12 protein-coding genes are annotated in these 16,674 nt (G+C 62.8%); 6 read left to right on the forward strand and 6 right to left on the reverse strand.

Translation table 11 applies throughout. The annotated features are described in order from the left end of the window. Window positions 1-83 precede the first annotated feature (83 nt). Together FHW92_RS04475 and FHW92_RS04480 are read left to right on the forward strand one after the other, a co-directional pair. Window positions 84-2,315 carry a hypothetical protein gene (locus tag FHW92_RS04475; RefSeq protein ID WP_246869896.1) on the forward strand — a complete coding sequence of 744 codons (2,232 nt, stop codon included), beginning with the start codon at window positions 84-86 and terminating at the stop codon, window positions 2,313-2,315. Between the two features lie 41 nt (window positions 2,316-2,356). Continuing rightward, window positions 2,357-2,848 carry a YetF domain-containing protein gene (locus tag FHW92_RS04480; RefSeq protein ID WP_168601976.1) on the forward strand — a complete coding sequence of 164 codons (492 nt, stop codon included), beginning with the start codon at window positions 2,357-2,359 and terminating at the stop codon, window positions 2,846-2,848. A 10-nt stretch (window positions 2,849-2,858) separates the two neighbouring features. Here FHW92_RS04480 and FHW92_RS04485 read toward each other — a convergent pair whose 3' ends face one another. The 5 genes from FHW92_RS04485 to FHW92_RS04505 form a co-directional block, all read right to left on the reverse strand. Then, window positions 2,859-3,578, reverse strand: coding sequence for an RES family NAD+ phosphorylase (locus FHW92_RS04485; RefSeq protein ID WP_168602144.1), 720 nt, complete (start codon window positions 3,576-3,578; stop codon window positions 2,859-2,861). A gap of 14 nt (window positions 3,579-3,592) precedes the next feature. Continuing rightward, window positions 3,593-4,006, reverse strand: coding sequence for an MbcA/ParS/Xre antitoxin family protein (locus tag FHW92_RS04490; RefSeq protein WP_168601977.1), 414 nt, complete (start codon window positions 4,004-4,006; stop codon window positions 3,593-3,595). A gap of 66 nt (window positions 4,007-4,072) precedes the next feature. Continuing rightward, window positions 4,073-5,599: a PAS domain S-box protein gene (locus FHW92_RS04495; RefSeq protein ID WP_168601978.1), complete on the reverse strand. Its 1,527-nt coding sequence runs from the start codon at window positions 5,597-5,599 to the stop codon at window positions 4,073-4,075. A gap of 207 nt (window positions 5,600-5,806) precedes the next feature. After that, window positions 5,807-6,511: a response regulator gene (locus FHW92_RS04500; protein WP_168601979.1), complete on the reverse strand. Its 705-nt coding sequence runs from the start codon at window positions 6,509-6,511 to the stop codon at window positions 5,807-5,809. Continuing rightward, complete coding sequence (locus FHW92_RS04505) at window positions 6,504-8,354, reverse strand: PAS domain S-box protein (protein ID WP_168601980.1); 1,851 nt, start codon at window positions 8,352-8,354, stop codon at window positions 6,504-6,506. Before FHW92_RS04505 ends, FHW92_RS04500 begins: the two co-directional genes overlap by 8 nt. A 794-nt stretch (window positions 8,355-9,148) precedes the next feature. Between FHW92_RS04505 and FHW92_RS04510 the strand changes: the two genes are divergently transcribed. The 4 genes from FHW92_RS04510 to FHW92_RS04525 all read left to right on the forward strand — a co-directional run bounded on the left by FHW92_RS04510 (window position 9,149) and on the right by FHW92_RS04525 (window position 15,899). Next, window positions 9,149-10,651, forward strand: coding sequence for a CHAD domain-containing protein (locus FHW92_RS04510; RefSeq protein WP_168601981.1), 1,503 nt, complete (start codon window positions 9,149-9,151; stop codon window positions 10,649-10,651). A gap of 257 nt (window positions 10,652-10,908) precedes the next feature. After that, a complete protein-coding gene (locus tag FHW92_RS04515) occupies window positions 10,909-13,110 on the forward strand; it encodes an EAL domain-containing protein (protein WP_168601982.1) in 2,202 nt (733 codons plus the stop codon). Window positions 13,111-13,422: 312 nt separating this feature from the next. Further along, window positions 13,423-15,210 (forward strand): PAS domain S-box protein, encoded by a 1,788-nt coding sequence (locus tag FHW92_RS04520; RefSeq protein ID WP_349237644.1) that lies wholly within the window; start codon window positions 13,423-13,425, stop codon window positions 15,208-15,210. A gap of 131 nt (window positions 15,211-15,341) precedes the next feature. Continuing rightward, window positions 15,342-15,899, forward strand: a complete 558-nt coding sequence (locus FHW92_RS04525; RefSeq protein WP_168601983.1) for an RcnB family protein — start codon at window positions 15,342-15,344, stop codon at window positions 15,897-15,899. Between the two features lie 22 nt (window positions 15,900-15,921). Here the strand turns inward: FHW92_RS04525 and FHW92_RS04530 are convergent, their stop codons facing one another. After that, the gene (locus FHW92_RS04530; RefSeq protein WP_168601984.1) at window positions 15,922-16,569 is read right to left on the reverse strand and encodes an alpha/beta hydrolase; all 648 of its coding nucleotides are present in this window, start codon (window positions 16,567-16,569) and stop codon (window positions 15,922-15,924) included. Window positions 16,570-16,674 lie beyond the last annotated feature (105 nt).

A 16,674-nucleotide genomic window follows, 5' to 3' on the forward strand; every position in this document is an offset into this window, starting at 1 on the left:
GCCTCCTAACCTGCGTTAGGAGGCGCGGAACCTTCCTTCGCCCCTGCTTTTCCCGCCATAGGCAGCAAGCAAGGGGATCAGTGATGCAGCAGGATATGGCGAGCAGCCCCTATATCATCGGCCTGCGCGAAAACCTGCGGGGCGCGGCCCTGTCTTCATGCGGAAGCCTGCAACTGGGCGATCTGGATATGGAGATCCTCGCGGATGACAATGGCGTCTGGGGCGTGGCGCGGCGAGAGGGCGCGGGCGGCCTGGCCATACGTATGGTCTATGCCCCCGGCGCAAAGGTCCGCTGCCGCAAGCTGCACAGCGAGGGCGCCGACCACCGGATTGATGTGAAAAGCGCGCTGGGCCGACACAGGATCACGCTGCATACCGACGGCGGCGATCCGCACCGGCTGCGCGTCACGGTGTCGCTGCGGGCCGCCGAGCCGCTGCTCATCCCCTTCATGCCGCGCGATCTGGTGCCGCTGGATGCCCAGGGTGATCCTCTCGGCGCGCGGGGCAATGTCGAGGCGGCGCAGCGCGGACTCAACGCCGGTCTCGTCTATTTCCATATCGACGAGCCGCCCTTCGGCAATGTGCTCTATCTTCAGAACCTGACCGCGCTTAACGCCTATTTCGACGCCACGCAGACCAAACCCGATGGGGCCGTGGGCGGCCTGTGGCCCGAACTGGGCTATCTGTTGCCCACGCCCGCGCAGAGCGGGACACCGCCCTCATCGCCCCTGCCCGCCGATCAGGAGATCACGATCAGCGATGCGATCCTGGTCTTTCACGATGACATACCGGGCGAACATCACCAGTCGGCCCGGCAATTCATCCGGATGCTGGGCGCGGCTTATCCCTGGCTGCAAGCCCCGGCGCCGCAATGCCATGACTGGATATGGCGCGCGGAAAAGACGCTGGCCGATCTGGAAAGCTCGCCCAAGGCCCTGATACGCCACTACGATCATCTCTATGCCCATCCCTACACCGCCGTGGAATATCCCGACAGCATGGTGCAACTCTCGCTGCTGGCCGCGATGCGCGATTACACAAAATGGCGCGGACGTCCTGCGGCCATCGAGGATGACTTCACCGCAGGGCTGGAGCAGTTTTTCGACACCAAACTGGGAGCGCTGCGGCGCTATCTGCCCGATGTGGGGGCGGACAAGGATGCCGATGCGGTCGACAGCTGGTATCTCTATCATCCGCTGATGAACCTTGCCCGGCTTGCGCTGGGCGGCGATGAACGGGCGCGGGACCTGTTCCTGCGCTCCATCGACTTTGCCATCAAGGCGGCGCATCATTTCGATTATTGCTGGCCGGTGCAATTCAACATCACCAATTTTGCCGTGATCCTGCGCAATGCCCCTGCCGATGGGCGCGGGCAAACCGATGTGGGCGGCCTTTACGCCTGGGTGATGCTGCAGGCTTTCGAGCTGACCGAGGAGGACCGCTTTCTGGCCGAAGCCAAGGCCGCGCTCGATGCCTGCGCGGATCTGCGCTTCAACATCAATTATCAGGCCAATCTGACCGCATGGGGCGCGGCGGCCTGTTTGCGGCTGTGGCGGATGACCGGGCTGGATTGCTATGGCGATCAGGCCCATGTCTTTCTGGCCAGCTTTTTTCACAACAGCGTCCTGTGGGAATCCGAGATCGACCGGGCCAGCGCGCATAATGTGTTCCTGGGCGTCACCTGCCTTCAGGATGCGCCCTATATGGCGGTCTATGAGTGTTTCGACAGTTTCACCGCCTTTGAACATTGCCTGCGCGAGAGCGGCGAGGAACTGGATCCGGCCGCGCGCCTGCTGATGGGCGAATATTGCCGCTATGCGCTGGACCGGGCGTGGTTCTATTATCCCGATGCCTTGCCGCCGGGTCTGCTGGCCACATCCAGCCGCAACGGGCATATTGATCCTTCGCTCTCCTTTCCGCTGGAGGATCTCTATGTCGATGGCCAGCCCGCCGGACAGGTGGGGCAGGAAATCTATGGCGCAGGGGCCGCTTTCATCTTTGCCAGCCGCATGTTTCATCGCGTTGAAGGCGCCCCCTTCCACCTGTTCTGCGACCAGTTCCTGCAGCACTATGCGTGCGGATCGAACGGGGCGGGCGGATCGGATGGGCAGATCAGCTTTGCCCCGTCCAGCCATGGCGATGCCGAGGCGCATCTCGCCCTGATCCGCCATGCGCGTGAGCCGATGCCGCAGATAAGTCTGGAAACGGAGGAGGGAGAGCGCATCGGACCAGCGGCCATGACCGATGATCGCATCAACTATCGCCTTGCCGCCAACGGCCGTTTGACGTTGCGCTGGGAAAGGCAGGCGGGATGACCATCGTCCCCGCTCTCTGCCCGCGCGCTTGGGAGAGGTGAATGGACTGGCTGCCTGCGCTGATCGGTCCTGACGATGGAAACCTGACTGTTTCGCAGGCCTGCGCGCGGGCCGCCGTGCTGTTTTTCTTCGGCATCCTGTGCATGCGCATTACCGGGCGACGGAGTTTTTCCGGCCTCACCCCTCTGGATGTCTTTGTCGCCATCGTCATCGGATCAAACATCAGCCGGGTGATGATCGGCAAGGTGCCCGTCGTGCCATCGCTCTGCGCCACTGCGCTGATCGCTCTGCTGCACCGGCTGCTGGCGCTGGCCACGGTGCGGTCCTCGACTCTTGGGCTTTTCCTGAAAGGGCGCCCCCAGATTCTGGTCCGCAATGGCGCTGTTATCCCGGCGGCCCTGCGGCGGCATAATGTCAGCAAGGAGGATCTCGATGAAGCCCTGCGGCTGGGCGGACTGGAGCATGTGGAGCAGGCAAAACTGGTCACATTCGAGCGCGGCGGCAGGATCAGCGTGATTGCCCGCGATGGATAGGGTCCTGCTTTCAAGGCCCCCGTTGTACAGGCAGATCCACGATGCGAAAGACCGCCCCCGATCCGGCATCGCGAACAAGATCGACGCGGCTGCCATCCCAATGATAGTCAAGATGCCGCCCCTGCACGGGGTCCGAGGCGCCGTCCGGATAGAACAGGGCAACGCATTGCCCGCCGGCATGACGGATGCTGGGATAGGCGATGCCGTCCGATCCTGCCGCCCTGAGGCCCGCCGCCAAGGCCTGGGATGCCGCATAGCTGTCCGGGTCCAGAACCGCCCAATAGGCGTGCGCTTGCGATCTCAGATCATGCAGATCGGCCGCGACGGTCAAGGTGATCTCGCGGAACTGCGATGTCCAGCCGGGCTTTTCGCCGGTTCGCGCCATAAAGCGGGCGTGATGATGGATCGTCTCGAACAGCGCGGTCTCGAAACGGTCCGCCACATACAGCACCCCATAGCGGCCATCGGCAAAGCGGCTGGGGCGATCCGGGCTGATATGGGTGAAAGGCGCCATCAGGAAAGAGGCGCCATGCCCGCCGATCCGGCGCTCGACAGGGACAAGATCCAGATTGCCGATTGTCGCCATGATGCGCGGGTTGGTCTTCTGCTCGGCCGAAATGAGGAGCGGCCAGTCGGCCGGATCCGCAATATCCTCGAACAGATCGATCGGCGGAAAGGCGCTGCGGATAATCCGGACGGCCCCCGCCCACTCCACCCGCGAAACCGGCATGCCATCCGTCTGGATCACCAGCCGCCACGCTCGGCATCAAGGTAGCGGCGCACACGCATGATGTCGGTCAGTTCCCCTCCCAGCATCACCTCAAGCGCGCTGGCCCCGCCAAAGGCCGCGTTGGCTGCCCTGATCCAGGCATAGCCGCGCGCGCTTTCCAGAAAGATGATCCGAAGCGCCTTGTGGATACCCATCAGGTTGGAAAGGCGGGCCCGCCCGTCGCGCGAAAAGCGCCCGGCCCCTTCCGCCTTCCAACGCCGATAGGACCGGACCGGCATGTCGAGCAGGGTGGCCGCCTGTTCGTCGGTCAGTTCCCATTTGCCGAACAGGTTGAGGGCCGCCCTGAACATGGCCGCGGCTTCATCCTGCGTGATCGGATCGGGGCGAAAGGCGGGAACGGCGGTATCAACGGGTTGCAAAGCCAGCATGGCAAATCTCCATATGGCCCCATATAGGCCAAAGGATGCCATTTGGCAATCTCCGTTCCGGCGCGTTCAGGCCTTCATCTTGGGCAGGGTGAAACAGGCCAGACAGCCGCCCGAGGGCACATGATCGAGCCAGACCTGTCCTCCATGCGATTCAATGATGGTCCGACAGATCGACAGGCCCAATCCCTGATCCGGCGCGCTCGGCCTGCTGCCGAAACCTGCCAGCGCATGACGGCCATCGACATGCGGCGCCGGACCATTGTCCATGACCACCGCGCGCAGGAAATGGTCATCATGGTCCTTGATAAAGACATCGACATAGGCCGAACTGCGGCCCGATACGGCATGGACCGCATTGCTGATCAGATTGACCAGAACCTGCGCGATCTGGATCGGATCGACCAGCACGCGCGCCTCGCCCTCATAAGGCGCCGCGCCGACCAGCACCTCATGCTCCCTGGCATGGGGCTCGGCCAGCGCCAGCGCCTCCTGCACGATGGCATCAAGGCGGGCGGGCACTTTCTCGATCTCGCCATGGCGGATGAAGGAGCGCATCTTGCGGATGATATCGCCCGCCCGCGCGGCCAGATGGGCCACCTCGTCAAGCGAGGCGATCACATCCTCGCGCGTTTCTCCGGGCAACAGCGCCCGTGCCGTCTGGCTGTTGAGCAGGATCGCGGCGAGGGGCTGGTTCAATTCATGCGCCAGCGTGCTGGCCATGGTTTCCATGGCATTGACGCGCGAAAGATGCGTAACCTGCGCCTGTAATCGCTCCATCGTCGCCTGCGCGGCCAGATGCTCCGTGATGTCCTCGACATAGATCGTGTAGATGGCCCCGCCATCGTAATAGAGCCGTGAAAAGCGGGTGCGCCCGGTGAAGGTCGATCCATCCTTGCGCAGAAATTCCAGCGCGCCGACCTCGATCGTGCCTTCAAAGGCTGTGCCGCGCAGATGGCCGTAGCGCTGCCTGACCAGCACCCGCGACAGTTCGGTCAGCAGGAGCAGACCCGATTGCCCGATCAGATCCTGCGCATCCCATCCAAACAGCACCTCGGTCTTGCGGCTGACCGCCGTGACGATCCAGTCATCATCGACCAGCGTCGTGGCAAAGGGCACGCTTTCCAGGATCGAGGTGTGATAACGCATGTTAACCGTCAGCCGGTCGATCAGCGCATGTTCCGCCGTCACGTCGCGCCCGACGGCAAAGGCGCCTATGATTGCCCCATCGCCATCGCGCACCGGCCCGATCGTATAGCGGCCCAGCCATTGCTCGCCCGTATCGAGGCGACGCATCCGATAATCGGCGCCGCGCGTGGTTTCCCCCGCCAGCGCCCTTTTCACCAGTTCATAGCTGTCATCGGGCATACCCTCGCTCAGCGCGACGCGCTCGATCGGCCCCCACCCTTCCTTCAGCGCAAGTTTCCATTCCGCCTTGTTGGGAAAGCGATTGAATTGGGCGCAGGCCGAATTGCAGTCCACCGCCACGCCATGCACATCGAACACCATCAGGGCCTCGTCGATATGCTCGATGGCCTCTTCCATCAGCCTGTGGCGCATGATCTTGTCATCGCCCAAGGCAATCGGATCACTCATGTGGTTCATCGGCGTGCCATGCCGCTAAAATACATCATGACAATTATCCGTGCAGACCCGTTCTTGTTCTCAGCCCGCCCCGAGCGGTGATTCACGCCCGAGACCGGCCTGCCCAACCTGTTGACAACGCCGGGACTCCGGGCGCCATTCGTAACATTCCCAATAGGGGGCTTGCGTAAAGCGGGAAAAAGCCTGTCAAGACCGCGTTCAGCGGTCATGAAAGACCTCGGAAGCCGCCGCCCGAACCGGGCCAAGCCCCCGTTTTGTGGCGATGCGATAAGTCCTTTGCCAGACATCATCCGACCCCAGACCCGCGGCAAAGGCAATCCGCAGCGTATCGGCGAAATTGGTCAGGTCCAGCTTGCTCATGAGATTGGCGCGGTAAACCTCGACCGTCCTGACGCTGATGCCCAGATCAAAGGCGATGGTCTTGTTCGGATAGCCGCAGGCAAGACCGTCCAGCACCTGCCGCTCGCGATCGGTCAGGCCGGCAATCCGTGTTTTGGCCAAAAGCTGCTGTTCCGCCCGTGTTTCGCAATCATGCATATAGCTGAAGCCGGTGCGGATCGCCTGAAGCAGCTTTTCGCGGTCGCACGGCTTTTCCAGAAAGTCGACCGCCCCGGCCTTCATCGCCCGCACCGACAAGGGCACATCGCCATGGCCGGTCAGCATGATGACCGGGAAATCCAGCCCCTCGCGGGCCATGCGCGCCTGAACCTCCAGCCCGTCGATCCCGACCATGCGAATGTCGAGCAGAACGCAGCCGCGCGCCTCACGCGATACGCCCTTGAGAAAACTCTCGCCATCGGGCCAGCGCTCGACGGCATAACCGGCGTTGCGCAAGAGAAAATCAAGCGATCGCCGCATGGAATCTTCATCATCTACAACATGAACGATCTGCCTCTCAGTCATTGTTGAACTCCTCCGGACCCCGTATCACCATCGGAACTGTGAAATGAAACGCGGTTCCCCCTTCCGGCACGGTCTCGTGCCAGAGGATGCCGCCATGGGCTTCGACAATCGCGCGGCAAATCGACAGGCCAAGCCCCATGCCCGTCGATTTGGTCGTGGAGAATGGATCGAACAGGGCGCTGGCAATGTCGGGGGCAATGCCGGGGCCGTTGTCGATCACGGAAATTCGCATCATGTCCCACTGCTCGGTGGCGGTGATGGTGATGGTGCCATTGGCCCCCACCGCCTCGATCGCATTGCGCAGCAGGTTGACCAGCACCTGCTGGATCTGAACCCGGTCGATCAGCACCGGATTGACATCATCGGGCATGACCACCCGACAGACGACATTGGGCTGCGCGCTGCCGGGCATGACCAACGCGCAGGACTGTCTGGCCAGCAGATCGGGCTGTTCGCGGCTCAGCGCCAGTTCGCCCCGCGCAATGAATTCGCGCAGCCGCTGGACGATGGCGCCCGCACGCAGCGCCTCCTGTCCGGCCGCGGCCAGAGCATCGCACATCGCGTCTGCGGATTCGCTGTCGCCCTGTTTCGCCATCTGGGCGCAGGCCTGAACATAATTGGTGATCGCGGCCAGCGGCTGGTTGAGATCATGGGCCAGCGCCGTCGCCATCGTGCCCACCGCCCAGATGCGCGAGAGCCGCGCCAACTCATTCTGCAATTCACGCAGTTGCGCATCGGCCCGCTCGCGCCTTGTCAGATCGCGCATGAAGCCGGTGAACACCCGCCGGTCGCCCAGCCGGGCCTCGCCCACGGCCAGTTCGAGCGGCAGGGTCGAGCCATCCTTGCGCCGCCCGATGACCCGGCGCGAATGGCCCACCACATTCCCATGGCCCGACGCGCCGTAACAGGCCATTTCATCGCCATGGCGCATTGCATCGGCCTCCACCATCAACAGGCCGACATCATGGCCCAGCACCTCGGGCACGCTGTAGCCGAACAGTTTCTCGGCCGCAGCGCTGAAGGACTGGATCGCGCCCGTCTCGTCAATCACCACCATCGCATCGGGAATGGTTTCCAGGATCAGGCGCATCTGCGTTTCATTGGCCGCGATCATCCGCCGCCATTCGTCCTCATCGGTGATGTCATGCACCACCCGACCAAAACCGATCAGCACGCCATGTTCATCGCGGATGCGGCTGAGCGTGGCGTCGGCCAGAAAGTGGCTGCCATCCTTGCGCAATTGCAGCGAGCGATCCCGAAACGAACCATCGCGCGCGGCCTTGGCCAGTTGGAGGCGCGGCCGCCCGGCGGCATTGTCGAGCGCGTCGAACAGGCGCTCGTAATGGCGGCCGAGCATTTCCTCCTCATGCCAGCCAAACAGGCGCCGCGCCCCGTCATTCCACATCGACACCCGCCCTTCCGGGTCGAGCATGTAGATCGCATAATCCTGCACATTGTCGATCAGCAGATCGAGCTGCCGCTTGACGGCGCACGCGCGCTCATCCTTCTGCACAATGCCCGTCAGCTTTTGTGTAAAGAGCATCACGCCGCCGATCCCGCCCTCGGGCAGCCGCCAAGGGACGATCTCCCACTGGATCCAATCGCTCGAGCCGTCGCTGCGCCTGAAACGCTCCAGATCGCAATGCAGCGTTTCACCGGCCAGCGCACGGCGATGGATCTCGCGCCATTGCTCGTCGATTTCGGGGAAAACCGCGTAACAGGAACGCCCTATGACCGACTGTCCTTCGAGGTCATAATCGGCCAGCCAGCGCTGGCTGCAGGCGATATAGCACATGTCGCGGTCGAACATTGCCACGGCGGCGGGAACATGTTCCAGAAACAACGCCCACGTAGGTCTCGCAATCTCAAGGTTTCCCAAAACCATCCGCTGCCCCCCCGCTATTTCTTCGAGGCCCGTTCGTCCGGGCTTTTCGAGCAATCTCCACCTTCATTTTCAAAGACGCCGCCCCAGCCGAACGATCGTGGCCTCCTCAAGCGCGGATCGTCCGAATGCGGATGTAACCGGTGAAACGCGGAGGGGCGTGTGGCTATCCGTATTAATGCTAGGTTCAACCAATAGTAGCATTAACCATCAAGGTCCAGAGTCATCATGGAGCCTATCCTTTGAGGCGCGTTATAGGGCGCGCCTTTAGGCAACCTTTGCGCGATGCCATCAAGTTAATGGCAAACAGAATCTTATTTTTTATCCATTTTTCATCTTTGCGCCCGACACCCTACCCCTTAATTCAAGTCACCGGGTCTATCCGTCTGGCGGATATTAACTCTACTGCACGCTCGCAGGCCTGTGGTCAAAGTGGGACAGTGCGACAAAAATTTCCGCCGTTGATGCCACCCCTCGGCCTGCCTTTGCGCCCCTCGTATGTTTGCGGATCGCTGCGCGTGATGGGGCCGGGCACATTGTGTGCGGCAGGTAATTCGTATCGCCCCCACCCCCGCCGCCATGCGGATTGCCTGCTACCGTTCGACCGCCAACGGCTTTCCTCCCCCGAAGCCGCCCCCCGACCGGGCCCCGTCGTCAGACGGGTCCTTAAGGATAAATCGGCTGTTATTTGAAAGGCATGTGCAGGCGCGACACTACGAGACGGCTGCCCCGTTCCCGAGATTGCGAAACCACCGATGAAAAACGTCCCCGTCGAGATCGAGATCAAACTATGCGCGACGCCTGCCATGCTGGCGGAACTGCAAAGCCACCCTCGCCTCGCGGGAAAAGAGCGCAACGCGCATTTCACCAGCACCTATTTCGACAGCAAGGATCGCTTGCTGGAACAGGCGGGCATCAGCCTGCGCATCCGCTCCGGATCATGCAAAAGCGAGCAGACGGCCAAGGCGATGTCCCTGCCCTGCGGCACGGTGCATCGCGAGGAATGGACCACGCCGCTCTCCGGAAAATTGCCGCAGATTGAACGCTTTCCCGATCCGATCCGCGCGCGGCTGAATCACATTCTGGGGCTGGAGGCCATCGCCCCCACCTCGATCAGCCAGATCAAGCGGCTGCGACGCTCGGTCGTGGCGGGCGACTCGGTGCTGGAGGCCGATTTCGACACCGGCACGCTGCGCGCCGGGGATCAGGTCGAAACGCTGTGCGAACTCGAACTGGAGCTTATCGAAGGACGCCTGCGCGATCTGTTGCTGCTCGCGCTCGACCTGCCGCTTCGCCCCGATCTGCAATGGTCGGTGGTCAGCAAATCGAAGCGATGCGCGTGGCGCCGCGCCGCGGCCGATCATATGGAAAGGGCCGCGCAGGCCCCCGTCCTGTCCAAGGCGATGAATGTGGCCGCAGGGTTTCGCGCAATAGGCTGGAATTGCCTGTATCAATTGCTGGCCAATTATCCGCTGGTGATCGCCACCGGCCATCCCGAAGCGGTCCACCAATGCCGTATCGCCATACGCAGGATGCGGATTGCCTTCGAGATTTTCAGCCTATGCCTGCCGGAAAGGCAAAGGCCGCGCCTGAATGCGGGCATCAAGGCGGCGGGCCGCATACTGGGCCGCGCGCGCGATCTGCATGTCCTGCATCTGCGGCTCAAAGATGCCGCCGATGATGCCGGATCGCGCTCCGTGCTGGGCGCCATCGAACGCGCGCTGGCCCAGGCCACGCAGCAGGCGGGCGACATGCTGGCGTCAACCGCCTTCCAGCGCCTGCTCTTTGAAGCGGCGCATGCAATCGAGGTCGGCCATGCACAGGATCCGACGGGCGACGGGCCGCTGCGCCCCTTTGCGGCCCAGATCCTCTCGCGCAGCCGCCGCCGGTTGCTGTCGGCCGATCAGCGACTCGACACGATGAGCAAGCGCGACACCCACCGCCTGCGCATCCATGCCAAGGAATTGCGCTATGCCTGCGCCTTTTTCCGTTCCCTATGGCCCTGCTCGGGCGGCAAGAACTTCTCCGCCCGCCTCGAACTTGTGCAGGACAGGTTGGGCAAGCTGCATGATCTGACGGTCGCGTCGAAGGCCGCCGCCCTGCTGGGTCCCGAGTCGGACCCAATTTCGAGTGCGCAAATCGCGGCAGAACTCGAACATATGCTGTCCGGGGCTGGCAGGAATCGCAAAAAGCTATTGCGGGATGCTGAAGAGGCTTTGGCCGATTGGCGCGACGCCCGGCGATGGTGGATGACATGATGCCGCGTCGCAAAAATGAAAAGCCAAGGCTTTCAAACCACATACCGGCAGCGTCCCCGCCCCGCACCTCAATCGGGGCGAAAAACGGGGCTTTTCCGGCTTAAAGGATCGACTTCTAAATACTTAACAACACTTAACAATTGCATATGCAATCGAATGCATATATGGCGATACGGGCATATACGTGGTATATCGTATAAGATCGAAAGCCCCTCCCCAGAAGGAACGGCGCGCAGGATGAGACGAGGAGTTGGGTGATGCGACCACCAACGGTTGCGATGGACGAAAACGAGCGCCTGCTGGCGCTGGCCGAATATCATGTGGATCCGGCCGAAGGCATGCAAAGCCTGCAACCCATCGTTGATATGGCCGCACGGCTGTTCAATTGCGCCGGTTCCGGGGTGAACATGGTTGGGCGCAACAATGTGACCCATGCCGCCAGTTTCGGCATCTGCCCCACCCGTCTGGCCCGCGAAACCAGCTTTTGCGGCCATGCCATCAATCAGGATGGCATTATGCTGGTGCCTGATGCCGCCAAGGACGAGCGTTTTCATGACAATCCGCTGGTCAAGGCGGGCCTGCTGCGCTTTTACGCGGGGATCGCGCTGCGTTCGCCTTCGGGCCATGCGCTGGGCGCGCTGTGCCTGCTCGACCCCAAACCGCGCGCGGCGGACGCCTTTGACGCGCAGGATCGCGAAAGGCTGCTGCAACTGGCCGAAATGGTCTCGGACCGCCTTGAATTGCGCCGGATCGCCACCAGCGCCAGCGACGGGTCGGGCCTGCTGCTGCCCTCCAGCCGTGTCACCGCGCCCAGCGCCGTATTAAGCTGCGATCAGGAAGGCTTTCTGACCGCCTGCAACCCGGAGGCCGCCCTGATGTTCGGCTGGTCGCAGGAAGACATGATCGGCGCACCCTTCGATCACCTGCTGACCGAAGAGCACCGCCGCGTGACCCGTGCGGGCATGCGTCGGGCCTTGCAGGGCGATATGCCCGAGGCCGACACCACCATGCTGATCGCCAGGCGCAAGGACGGCAGCCAGTTTCCCGTCGAACTGCACTGGTCGCACTGGCGCGAAGGCAGCCAGATCGCCTTTGGCATCATCGTGCGCGACCTTTCCCAGGCCTCTACCGATCGCACCGCGCTCAACCGTATGGTGCATTACGACAACGTCACCGGCCTGCCCGACCGCAGCCTGCTTTTTCGCCATATCGACGAGTCGCTGGCGCAGGGAAAAAACCTGTCCCTGATCATCACTGATCTGTCGGGCATGGGCGATGTCAACAACACGCTGGGCCATGCGCTGGGCGATCAGGTGCTGCGTCAGGTGGGTGAGCGGATCCGCGCCTGTGTGCCCGAGGCCGCGCTGGTCGCGCGCAAGACCGGCAACAAATTCGCCACCGTGCTGGACACGCGCGACCCGATTGCCCTGGGCCAATCGGCCCGCAGGATCAACGCCGCCCTGGCCGAACCTTTTGTGCTTGCCGGACAGGAAATCCTGATCGGCAGCTATTGCGGCATGGCCTTCACCCCGGATCCCGAAGGCGCCTCCGCCCAGCGCGACGCCACCTCCGAAGAACTGGTGGGCGATGCCGAACTGGCCCTGCATCAGGCCTATGGGCTGGGGCGCGGCCATGTCTGCCTTTTCATGCCCCAGATGCGGGCTCAGGCCGTCAGCCGGCGGCAATTCCAGATGGAGCTGCGCCATGCCCTGCTCGACGGGCAATTCGCGCTGTTCTATCAGCCGCAGGTCGATCTGAACGATGTGCGCGTCACCAGCGCCGAAGCGCTGATCCGCTGGTATCATCCGGTGCGCGGCCTGCTGCCTCCGGGCGCCTTTCTCGAAGCGCTTGAGGCCGGGTCGTTGGCGGGCGAAGTCGGCAACTGGGTGCTTGACACGGCCTGTGCGCAAGCGGCCCGCTGGCGCCGACAGCATCCCGGCTTCGGGATCAGCGTCAACCTCTCTGCGGCCCAGTTCAAGCAAGGCGATCTGCCCGCCGTGGTGGCCGCCGCGCTGCAGCGCCACGCCCTGCCCGCCGATGCGCTCGAACTGGAGATCACCGAGAATATCATCCTCAATGACCAGAGCGACATTCTGGATCAATTACGCGCGATCCGCGCCAGCGGGGTGCGGCTGTCCTTCGACGATTTCGGCACCGGCTTTGCATCGCTCAACCTGCTCAGCTCCTATCCGATCAGTGCGATCAAGATCGACAAGGGCTTTACCCGGCTGGGTCAGGCCTCACCGCGCGATCAGGTGGTGGTCGAAGGCCTGATCGGCATCGCGGCGGGGCTGGGGCTTGAGGTGATCGCCGAAGGTATCGAGGACGAAGACACCATGCGCTTCCTGCAGCAGCGCCAATGCCACAAGGGACAGGGCTATTATTTCGGTCGCCCCTGCCCTGCCGATGAATTTGCCCGCCTGCACCTGTGCCCTCCGGCCAGACAGGCCAACGGCTGAAACGACGGGGCGGCGGTGATCCCGCCGCCCCGTCTTCGCACCGTAAAACCGGCCGCCATCGGCTGATTTTGCAAAACCATGCCGCCGCCGGTTGGGAGCCGGACGGCGGAAAAAGGCGTTCTGTCCTGTTTCGATCCGCCCCACCTGCAGGCGGCATTGATACAATTCCGAAACGGAGGTAAATTTCACCGAAATGGACGGAAACGCTGCGCCCTGTTCACCGCATGGCCCGGCCCATCGGGGGACGATGCTGTCGCAATGGGAGGATGGGACAACTCAGTCCGGTTTCGCTATGGCATAGCCGTCATCGGCGTGCTCTTCGCGGCTGCCCTGCGCGCGATCATGGATCCGTTCATCGGCGAGCGGGCCGCCTACACGCCCTTTACGCTGGTGGTGCTGATTACCGTGCTTTGGTGCGGGCCGGGCGCCGCCATCATGGCCAGCATTCTCTCGCTCGGCTTCGGCTTTCTTTTTGCGCAAAGTGAAAGCGTGGGCATCGGCGACTTTGCCCAATCGGTGGTCTTTCTGGTCACGGCAGGGGGGATCATTACGGTCGGCGAAATTGCCAATACGCTGCGCCGCGAACTCATGCGCAGCCATCAGGAGGCGCAAAGGCGCGCGGCGCAATTCGCGCTGGCCGCTGAAGAGCTCAACCTGCTGATCGACGGAACACCGGGTCTGGCAATCTATATGCTCGACCCCTACGGGCGCATCATGATCTGGAACAAAGGCGCCGAACGGCTCAGCGGCTGGAAGGAGGAGGAGGTTCTAGGCACGGATGCCTCGATCCTCTACCCCGCCACGGACAAGTGTCAGGTCGATCTGTCGCTGGCGCGCAGCGAAGGGCGGATCGAGGGCGAAGGCCTGCGCCGGCGCAAGGACGGCACCACCTTTCTGGCCTCCTTTTCGATCACCACGCTTTACGACGAACAGGGCAAACTGCGCGGATTTGCCAAGATCGTGTCCGACATCACCCGGCGGCGGGCCGATGAAAAGGCCCTGTTGGCGCGCGAAAGCCTGCTGACCTCGATCCTGTCGACCGTCCCCGACGCGATGGTGGTGATCGATGCCCACGGAGTGGTCCTTTCCTTCAGCGACGCGGCGCAGACGCTGTTCGGTTATGATGCCTGCGAAGTCATCGGGCACAACATCAGCATGTTGATGCCCGCCCCCGATTCCCACCGCCATGACCTTTATCTGCGCCGTTATCTGGAAACCGGCGAAAAGCGCATCATCGGCAAGGGCCGCGTGGTCTTCGCCCAGCGCAAGGACGGCACCACTTTCCCCGTCACCTTGTCCATCGGCGAGGCGCGCGATGGTGAACAGCATATTTTCACCGGCTTCCTCCAGGATCTGACCGAGCGGCATCAGGTGCAGGAACGGCTCGAAACGCTGCAATCCGAACTGATTCATGTGGCAAGGATCAGCGCCATGGGGGCGATGGCCTCCACACTGGCCCATGAGCTCAATCAGCCCATCGCCGCCGTGGTCAATTATGTTCAGGCCGCGCATAATCTGATGGGCGGGCCGCAGGATTGGGATCTGGTCGCAATGCGCGAGGCGCTCGACGATGCGGCGCGAAACGCTTTGCGCGCGGGCCAGATCGTGCGGCGCCTGCGCGCCTTTGTCACGCTGGGCACGATCGAGCGCACCGTGGAAGCGCTGCCCGCGCTGATCAACGAGGCCTGCGTGCTGGCCCTGATGGGCGCACGCGAACAGGGCATCCACACCTATTTCGAACTGGGGCCCGAGGCGCTGGCGGTGCTGGTCGACCGCATCCAGATCCAGCAGGTGATGGTCAATCTCATCCGCAATGCCTGCGAGGCCATGACCGACAGCCCCGAAAGGCGCCTGAGGATCGAGACGCATCCCTATGGCACCGATTTCGTCCGGGTCACGATCAGCGACTCGGGCACCGGGGTTCCCACCGCGACCCACGATCAACTGTTCAAGGCCTTTTACAGCACCAAGCAGGAAGGCATGGGGCTGGGCCTCTCGATCTGCCGCACGATCATCGAGGCGCATGAGGGCAAGATCTGGCTGGAAACCCGCGAAGGGCGCGGCACCAGCTTTCATTTCACGCTGCCCCGCGCCAAATAAAAGCGCCGGTTTTCCCGCCGCCTATCGGGGACATTCCCAATATCCCCCACCCCCGCCCTTGGGCAGTCTGATGCGACGCCATGTTTGTGGACGCTCCTGCCCGATGGGCCAACCCGATAGGAATGCCTGCGATGAAACAGCCTTTATCCATCATCATGTCCGGGCCGGAGCGCGATCTGCGGCCGGAAGGGGTTTCGCTTTATTCCCTCGCGCTGGCCTTGGGGCTGATGTTGTTTTCCGGCCCGCTCTGGGCGCAGCCGCCGCGCGGCGAGACCTATCGTCCGGCCATCCCCGCGCCGCCCCCGCCGCCATCCACGGTTGAGCCGAACCGCCCGGCGCCGCAAAGAAACAATGAGGCCTGTTGTCATCAGACGATGACACCGCCAATTACTTCGGAAACCCATGCCGGGATCTCGCCGCGCACGACCTATACTTCACAATCTCCATCCACTTCGGCCACGAGTTCGACCTACAGCCCGCCACCCGGATTTCATTATCAGCTCTGGGCGGTGGGCAATGTCCTGCCCCGGGCCTATTGGGCGCGCGGTTATTGGGTCGAAAATTACTGGATGTTCGCGCTAAGAACGCCGCCATGGGAATGTGTCTGGGTGCGCTACGGCAATGATGCGCTGCTGGTGAACCGGCGCAATGGGGCCATTGTCCAGATCCTGCGCCACACGTTCCGCTGAGCCATCAGGACCTTGAGGCCGGTCACAGCTTCTCCCCAAGGTGATGGCGGAACCAGATGCTGGCCAGCGTCACCACCTGTTCAAGCGTGTCGGTCTCATCAAGGCAATAGCCAGCCCGGGGAATGATCTGGATGTCCCGCTTGCAGCGCATCCTGTTGAAGGCAAAAAGGTTGAGATCGGTCACTGCCTCGTCATCCCCGCCCACGATCAGCAGGCTGGGCGCCGTCACACGCGAAAGGGCGCGCGCTCCGGCAAGATCGGGGCGCCCCCCGCGCGATACGATGGCGGCGATGCGCCCGTCCTCGGCCCCGGCGCGAAAAGCGGCCGCCGCACCCGTGCTGGCGCCGAAATAGCAGGGCAGAAGATGGCACGTATCGGGCTGAAGCGCGGCCCAGTCGGTGGCAAGGCGCAGGCGATAGGCCAGCAGGTCAATGTTGAAGACTCGCCTGCGGTCTTCTTCCTCCTCAATCGTCAACAGATCGAGCAGAAGCGTGGCCAGCCCATCGGCGCGCAGGCGGGCGGCCACATGATTGTTGCGCAGGCTGAAACGCGCGCTGCCCCCGCCATGGGCAAAAATGACAAGGCCGCGCGCCAGAACAGGCACCTGCAGCGTCGCCTCCAGAACAAGCCCGGCGCCGGCGCTGACATAGCGGGGAATGGCCGAAAGCATCAGCCGATCACCATCCGGCCGGCCATGGATACGACCCACAGGCGGGATATCTGCCGCCGCATTTGCCTTGACTGTTCATGCGAAAACTCCTCGCCCCCGCAGGTT

This window comes from Novosphingobium sp. SG707 (assembly GCF_012275515.1).
Taxonomy (GTDB): domain Bacteria; phylum Pseudomonadota; class Alphaproteobacteria; order Sphingomonadales; family Sphingomonadaceae; genus Novosphingobium.